7 protein-coding genes and 1 pseudogene are annotated in these 5,899 nt (G+C 69.5%); 3 read left to right on the plus strand and 5 right to left on the minus strand.

Translation table 11 applies throughout. From position 1 onward, the window contains the following. Positions 1 to 233, plus strand: a 233-nt coding sequence (locus tag H0B54_RS29585; RefSeq protein ID WP_211109626.1) for a hypothetical protein, incomplete at its 5' end; no start/stop codon positions are given. A gap of 196 nt (positions 234 to 429) precedes the next feature. Further along, entirely contained in the window at positions 430 to 1,248 is an 819-nt protein-coding gene (locus tag H0B54_RS29070) for a coiled-coil domain-containing protein (RefSeq protein ID WP_188263237.1), read from the plus strand. A 19-nt stretch (positions 1,249 to 1,267) separates the two neighbouring features. Here the strand turns inward: H0B54_RS29070 and H0B54_RS29075 are convergent, their stop codons facing one another. The 3 genes from H0B54_RS29075 to H0B54_RS29085 form a co-directional block, all read right to left on the minus strand. Further along, entirely contained in the window at positions 1,268 to 1,471 is a 204-nt protein-coding gene (locus tag H0B54_RS29075; RefSeq protein ID WP_172428616.1) for a hypothetical protein, read from the minus strand. A 114-nt stretch (positions 1,472 to 1,585) separates the two neighbouring features. Then, positions 1,586 to 2,353 (minus strand): class I SAM-dependent methyltransferase, encoded by a 768-nt coding sequence (locus H0B54_RS29080; RefSeq protein WP_281390139.1) that lies wholly within the window; start codon positions 2,351 to 2,353, stop codon positions 1,586 to 1,588. Continuing rightward, positions 2,350 to 3,351: an alpha/beta hydrolase family protein gene (locus H0B54_RS29085; protein WP_246472974.1), complete on the minus strand. Its 1,002-nt coding sequence runs from the start codon at positions 3,349 to 3,351 to the stop codon at positions 2,350 to 2,352. Before H0B54_RS29085 ends, H0B54_RS29080 begins: the two co-directional genes overlap by 4 nt. 237 nt (positions 3,352 to 3,588) lie before the next feature. Between H0B54_RS29085 and H0B54_RS29090 the strand changes: the two genes are divergently transcribed. Then, entirely contained in the window at positions 3,589 to 4,254 is a 666-nt protein-coding gene (locus tag H0B54_RS29090; protein WP_188263240.1) for a MarC family protein, read from the plus strand. A gap of 7 nt (positions 4,255 to 4,261) precedes the next feature. On the opposite strand, the gene H0B54_RS29095 is transcribed toward H0B54_RS29090, so the two are convergent. Both H0B54_RS29095 and H0B54_RS29100 read right to left on the minus strand, forming a co-directional pair. Continuing rightward, a complete protein-coding gene (locus tag H0B54_RS29095) occupies positions 4,262 to 5,320 on the minus strand; it encodes a Glu/Leu/Phe/Val dehydrogenase (RefSeq protein WP_188263241.1) in 1,059 nt (352 codons plus the stop codon). Positions 5,321 to 5,707: 387 nt separating this feature from the next. Next, positions 5,708 to 5,899, minus strand: a pseudogene (locus H0B54_RS29100) (DUF2076 domain-containing protein); the annotation flags it as partial.

Below are 5,899 nucleotides of genomic sequence, written 5' to 3' on the forward strand. Positions count from 1 at the left end.
CGGATCTTCCCCATGCCGAGCTGACGGCCGAGCGCGTCGGCGATCAGGGGGTTCGGTTCAACCAGGACAGCACGCATGGGGTTCTCCGCAACATCGGATCGGCCAGGGCGATTGATATGCTTTTTAGGAAAAGTCTTTCTCGCGCCTGCAAACGTCATTCAAAAAACCAATCGAAATCCGTACTGTCAATCGTTGGTGTTAATACCTTGGCGGGAGCTGGGAGTCGGCGTTAAAGTGGTTTTAAAACCCGTTAATGGAAATAATCTTGGGAAATTTGCCGGCGAAATTCACGAAAATACGAGGCGAATTATCGGTTCCGTCTTTGCCGGGCCGTTCCCCGGCCTTGGTCTGTGGAAAAAAGGTTCCTGTGCGCAGGGCGCGGGACGCGCTACTGTGGCGGTGCAGGCCCGACTGTCAGGATAAGCCTCGATGACCGAGATGATGCCGCTCTCCAACGCTGAGGATACGCCGCCTCCGCCCGCGGCACCGGCCAAGCGGGCCACGCGTCCGCGCGCGGCGAAGGCGCTGTCGGAGGAAACCACTCAACTCCTGCGCGTTTACGGGGATCAGGTCGCCACGCTGGGCGAACAGATCGCCAAGGCGGAGGCTGCGGCGGACAGCGAACGGGCGGAGCGGCTTCGGGTGATCGCCGAGCACGCCTCCGAACGCGAGCGCTGGCGCGAGGCCATCGGGCAGGTGGAGCGGGCACGCTCCGGGGAGATCGGGACCCTCCAGGGCGACCGCGAGGCGGAGCGCGAGCGCATCAACCAATTGGTCGAGACGCTGATCGCCGAGACCTCGGCGCGCGAGCAGGGCATGGCCCGCGCGCTTCAGGATGCGGAGGACCGGCTGTCCGCGGTGAACGCGGAGATCGCCGCCCTGCGCCTGTCCCATGCGGTGGCGTTGGACCGGCTCCAGGCCGACCGCGAGGCGGAGCGCAAGCGCATCGGCGACCTCGTGGAACGGCTGATCGCCGACACGGAGGCGCGGGAGCGCGGTTTCCGCCAGCGCATCGAAGCGGCGGAACGCCGCAGCGAGGAGGCGCAGGCGGCCTTGGAGCAGGAGCGCCAAACCAGCGCGGAGCTGGGGAAACGGCTGGAGCGGCTGACCGGCACGCTGGACGGCCTGCGCCGCGACCGCGAGGCCGAGGTTGCCGCCTACGAGGCGATGCGCGACCAGTGCCGTGTCCTGGTGACCGAGCTGGCGCGGCGGCAGAGCCCCTGGTGGCGCCGGATGTTCCGGCGCTGAGCTTTGCGCGCCGTCGTCTCTATTCGTCCTCTTTGTCGTCGCCGCCGCGGAAGGGAGCGGTCGCCACATGGGCCGTGGCCGACACCACGTCGCCGGCGACGCTGACCGCGGACCCGGCGACGCTGGCCGCCGTGTCCACCGTGGCGACCACCACGCCGCAACCGGTCAGAAGCAAAGCCGCTGGAAGGACGAGGGCGGCGGCGGACAAGGCAGGGCGGGGCATGGTCTTTGACCTATGAGACGGTGGTGCCGCTCCACTATGCCCGGACGCGCGGCGGCGCGCCTGTGACCAAACGGCGGCGCTCAAGCTGGCGGGCCGCCGCCCAGCGGATTGCGCTTACGGCAGCTTCTTGAAGACCATGCGTCGCATCGGCTGGTCGAAGGCGGTCATCCCCTCCGCGTCGGTCCGCCCGTTGGCGGTGAAGCGGCGGCGGACCTCGGCCTCCACCGGGGGCAGGCGCTCGCGCCGCGCCGGGTCCACGGCGGTGACGTGGCTCAGGTAATGATCGGCGTCGCGGTAGCGCACCACCGTGCTGTAGACCGTCTCGTCCACCGCCTGCAGCGGCAGCGGCGGGTGCTTCAACGTGTCGTAGGCGGCGGCGCGCACCTCCGTCTCGTCCTCGATGGGCAGGATGACCTCGAAATAGGCGCCGTCGGCGATCGGCTCCACGACCACCAGCGTGCCGCCGGGCTTCAGCACCCGCGCCGCCTCGGCCAGCGCATCGGGCATGACCGCGAGCGGCAGATGGTGGAAGCTGTTGGAATAAACGATGGCGTCCACCGACGCGTCCGCCAGGGGCAGCGCCTCTCCCTTGCCAACGCGGTAATCGGCGCCGGCCACCGGCTCCGCCTTGCGGGCGCGGGCGAGCTGGCCCTCGCTGATCTCGATGCCGATGGCCTGGGCGCCGAGCCCCGCGAAATGGCGGGTCAGCGCCCCGTCGCCGCAGCCGACATCCACCACGGTCCGCTCCCGTGGGTCCAGAATCTCGGCCAGGGCTTCCTTCAAGGTCATCGTCGTCATGGTGCGTTTCCGTTTTTCTTGGTGGTTGGCATTTTTCTTGGTGGTTGGCAGGTGTTGGGCAGCGTCCCTGGCCCGGTGGGTCAAGGCGCGGCGTTCAGCGTCCGCCGGAAATAATCCAGAACTTCGTCGTTCAGCCGCGCGTGGAAGGCGGCGCGGTCGAAGCCCGGCGGATCCTGCACCGTCGCGCCGAAGCGGGCGGCGGCGCTGGCCGGGACCGGCGTCAGGAAGGCGTAGTGGCCGGCGCCGGGAACAAGGTCGTACTCCGGCGGCCGGGGCAGCAGGCCGCGCACCCGCGCCACTTGGAGGGCGCCGCTCTCGTCGCCCTTCTCCGCCTCGTACAGCCGGACCGGGACGGTGACGCGGGAGAGGGCGCCGTCCCCGAACAACGCGCCGACCGGATCCATCAGCAGCAGCGACCGGATGCGGGGATCGGTGGCGGCTTCCAGCCGTTTTGGCGAAGTCGCGGCGGCGGTCTTGGCGCCCGCCGGGCAGAGACTGCGGTTGTCCGGGTGGGCCGCGCAGATCTGGGCCAGCCGCCCCGGATCGGCGACCCCGCCCGCCGCCGCCAGCGCCGCATGACCACCGGCCGCGTAGCCGAGCACGCCGATGCGCTGCCGGTCCACCCGAAAGCCCATGGGCGAGGAGTCCAGCACGGCGTCCAGCGCCGCGCGGAGCTGCAGCGGCAATTCCGGCCACAGCGGCACGGTACCGATCCGGTCGCCTTTGCCGGCCCCGGAGTCCGCGCCCGGCTCCATTCCGCCGAGGTGGGTCACGATGGCGGTCATCATCCCGCGGCGCGCCAGGAACAGAGCGACGCTGACCATCGCCAGTCCGTTGCGCGACGGCCCCTGGGTCATCATCACCAACGGCAGGGAATCCAGCGCCGGTCCACCCTCCGGGGCGACGTTCAGGTGATAGGGTCCCCGCCGGATTGGCTGGACCTGGTCGCGTGTCGGGTAGAGCAGCAGGATCGGCACCGTCTTGCCGGTGCCTGGATCGGCGTAGGCGATCTGCGACACCGCGGCCCGGAACTGGGCCGGCGTTTCCGCCCGCGCGGACAGGACCGGAAGCAGCCCGGTCATCAGAAGAGCCAGAACCCACCGCCGCGTTCGCCGACCCATCGCAACCCCTCCGGCATTACGTCACGAAGCCTTCCCCGCTGAGGGGAGTGTGGCCGTCTTGCCGGCTGAACGGCAAGAGCGGCGTTTCCTTCCTGAACAGCGCAGGCTTTGAAATCATGGCACCTTGCCAAGGAACGGGCCGGCCTGTACCACGGCGGTGAGCCCCGCCAACCGCCCAGGCAAAGGTCGGCCCGCCCCATGTTCGACAGCTTCCTTCTCGCCTTCACGGCGCTGTTCTCGATCGTCAACCCCATCGCCATGGCGCTGATCTTCAGCCAGGTGACGGCGGAGCGCAGCCCGAAGGAGCGTGTGCAGCTCGCCACGCTGGTCGCCGTCTATTCGGCCATCGTCATGCTGACGGCCCTGTGGGCGGGATCCTATGTGCTGAACTTCTTCGGCATCTCGCTGGCGGCGCTGCGGATCGCCGGCGGCTTCGTCGTGGCGGAGCGCGCCTGGGCGTTGCTGAGCGCGCCGGAAGCGCACGAGGCCCGCAAGCAGCAGCAGGCCGCCCCGGCGGAGGAGGCCGGGGAGTCCGATGTGGGGGAATCCGCCTTCTTTCCCCTGACCATCCCTTTCACCACCGGCCCCGGCACCATCTCCGTCGCCATCGCGCTCGGCGCCACCCGCCCCCGAGGCAGCGAGGGGCTCACCGAGTTCTTCATCGGCGTGTCGGCGGCGGCGCTGGCCATCGCGCTGCTGATCTGGCTGTCCTACCGCTCCGCCGACCGGCTGGTGGCGCTGCTCGGCCACACCCGCGCCCGCGTGCTGACGCGGCTGTTCGCCTTCCTGCTGTTCTGCGTCGGCGTCCAGATCCTGCTGACCGGCCTGCTGGACGCCTTCCCCGTGCTGGCCTCGGGGCGTTGAGTCCGATTCAGCGTGCGCGCCCCACGCGCTGGCGGGCCATGCGGTCGGCGACGGCGGCGGTCGGCTTGCGCTCCATGTCAGCGCGGGCGAAAATCTCCGTCAGCGTGTCGGCGATCCGCTCGATGTGGTCCATCACGCGGCTGTGGTCGTAGCCGGCGCGTTCGTAATGGACGTCGATCACCCCACCGGCGTTGATGACGTAATCGGGGGCGTAGAGGATGCCGCGGTCGGCCAGCGCCTGCCCGTGCCGGGCCTCGGCGAGCTGGTTGTTGGCAGCACCCGCGACGACCGGGCAGGTCAGCCGCGGGATGGTGCCGTCGTTCAGAACGGCGCCCAGCGCGCAGGGGGCGAAGACGTCCACCTCCAGATCGAAAATGGCGTCGGCGGACACCGGCGTCGCACCCACGCGGTCGGCCACGCGCCGGGCCTGCGCCTCGTCGATGTCGGCGACCCACAGCCGTGCCCCGGCCTCGGCCAGATAGCGGGCGAGATGCCCGCCGACGCTGCCCACGCCCTGGATGGCGACGGTCAGCCCCTCCAGATCGGTGCGGTGCAAGCGGTGCCGAACCGCGGCCTGTATCCCGACGAAGACGCCGTAGGCGGTGGAGGGTGAGGGATCGCCGCTGCGCGTGCCGCCGCCCGCGGTCGCCTTCTCGACCACGCCGGAGACATGGGCGGTTTCCAGCGCCATGGTCTTGATGTCGGGAACCCCTGTGCCGGAATCCTCGGCGACGATGTAGCGTCCGCCCAGCCGTTCGACGTGGCGTCCCATGGCGCGCAGCAGCGCCTCGCTCTTGTCGGTGCGCGGGTTGCCGATGATGACCGACTTGCCGCCGCCCAGCGGCAGGCCGGCCAGGGCCGACTTGTAGGTCATGCCGCGCGACAGGCGCAGCACGTCGCGCAGGGCCTCCTCGTCGCTGGCGTAGGGCCACATGCGGCAGCCGCCCAGCGCCGGGCCGAGCGTTGTGTCGTGCACGGCGACGATGGCGCGCAGGCCGGACGCGGCGTCGGAGCAGAAGACCACCTGCTCATGGTCGTCGAAATCGGGATGGTCGAACAGCGGCACGGTTTCCTCCTGATCTTTTTTCTTTTTGAAAAGCGGAAATCACCGTGACGCAAAGCTCGGGCGTTGCGCGCGGAAGAGTTCCGCGCGCCGTACGGTGGTACGGCGTGTCCGCTTTTCCTTGCCCTGTGCTTCACCCCTGCAGGATCGGTCGGGGAAGCGACGGGCTGTTCTCTTGAAGGAAACTAGATGCGCATGAAAATGCTGGCAAGGCGGACGATTGCCCGGCCTGCAAAAAGCAAGGAGATGAGCGCCGGAGCGGTCCGGCTTCGGGAAAGTGTCGCGGGCAGGACCGTGAACGATAATTTCCGGTCCGCTCATCCGATGGGAAAAGAGGCCGGGAACCGGCCGGGCGGTGGGGGGAGGCCGCCCGGCCGGTTCCCGCGCGGATCAGAATTCCTCCTCGTCTCCGCCGAAGCCGCCCCAGGAATCCTCTTGGCTGGGAAGCTCCTCGGCGACCTGATCGACGGCGCCCTGGGCCTCCTGGGCGATGGCCTCGCCGCCGCCGGAGAAGGCGCTGGACAGCGCGCTGCCGATCAGCATGCCGCCGGCCACGCCCATGGCGGTCTGCATGGCGCCGGC

Source organism: Azospirillum tabaci (assembly GCF_014596085.1).
In the GTDB taxonomy this organism is placed as follows: domain Bacteria; phylum Pseudomonadota; class Alphaproteobacteria; order Azospirillales; family Azospirillaceae; genus Azospirillum; species Azospirillum tabaci.

What these genes read in the sequence shown, in the direction of transcription:
- H0B54_RS29075 (WP_172428616.1), bottom strand. Translation starts at nt 1,471, where the DNA reads ATGCCCCGCCCTGCCTTGTCCGCCGCCGCCCTCGTCCTTCCAGCGGCT.
- H0B54_RS29085 (WP_246472974.1), bottom strand. Translation starts at nt 3,351, where the DNA reads ATGACCGGGCTGCTTCCGGTCCTGTCCGCGCGGGCGGAAACGCCGGCC.
- H0B54_RS29090 (WP_188263240.1), top strand. Translation starts at nt 3,589, where the DNA reads ATGTTCGACAGCTTCCTTCTCGCCTTCACGGCGCTGTTCTCGATCGTC.
- H0B54_RS29070 (WP_188263237.1), top strand. Translation starts at nt 430, where the DNA reads ATGACCGAGATGATGCCGCTCTCCAACGCTGAGGATACGCCGCCTCCG.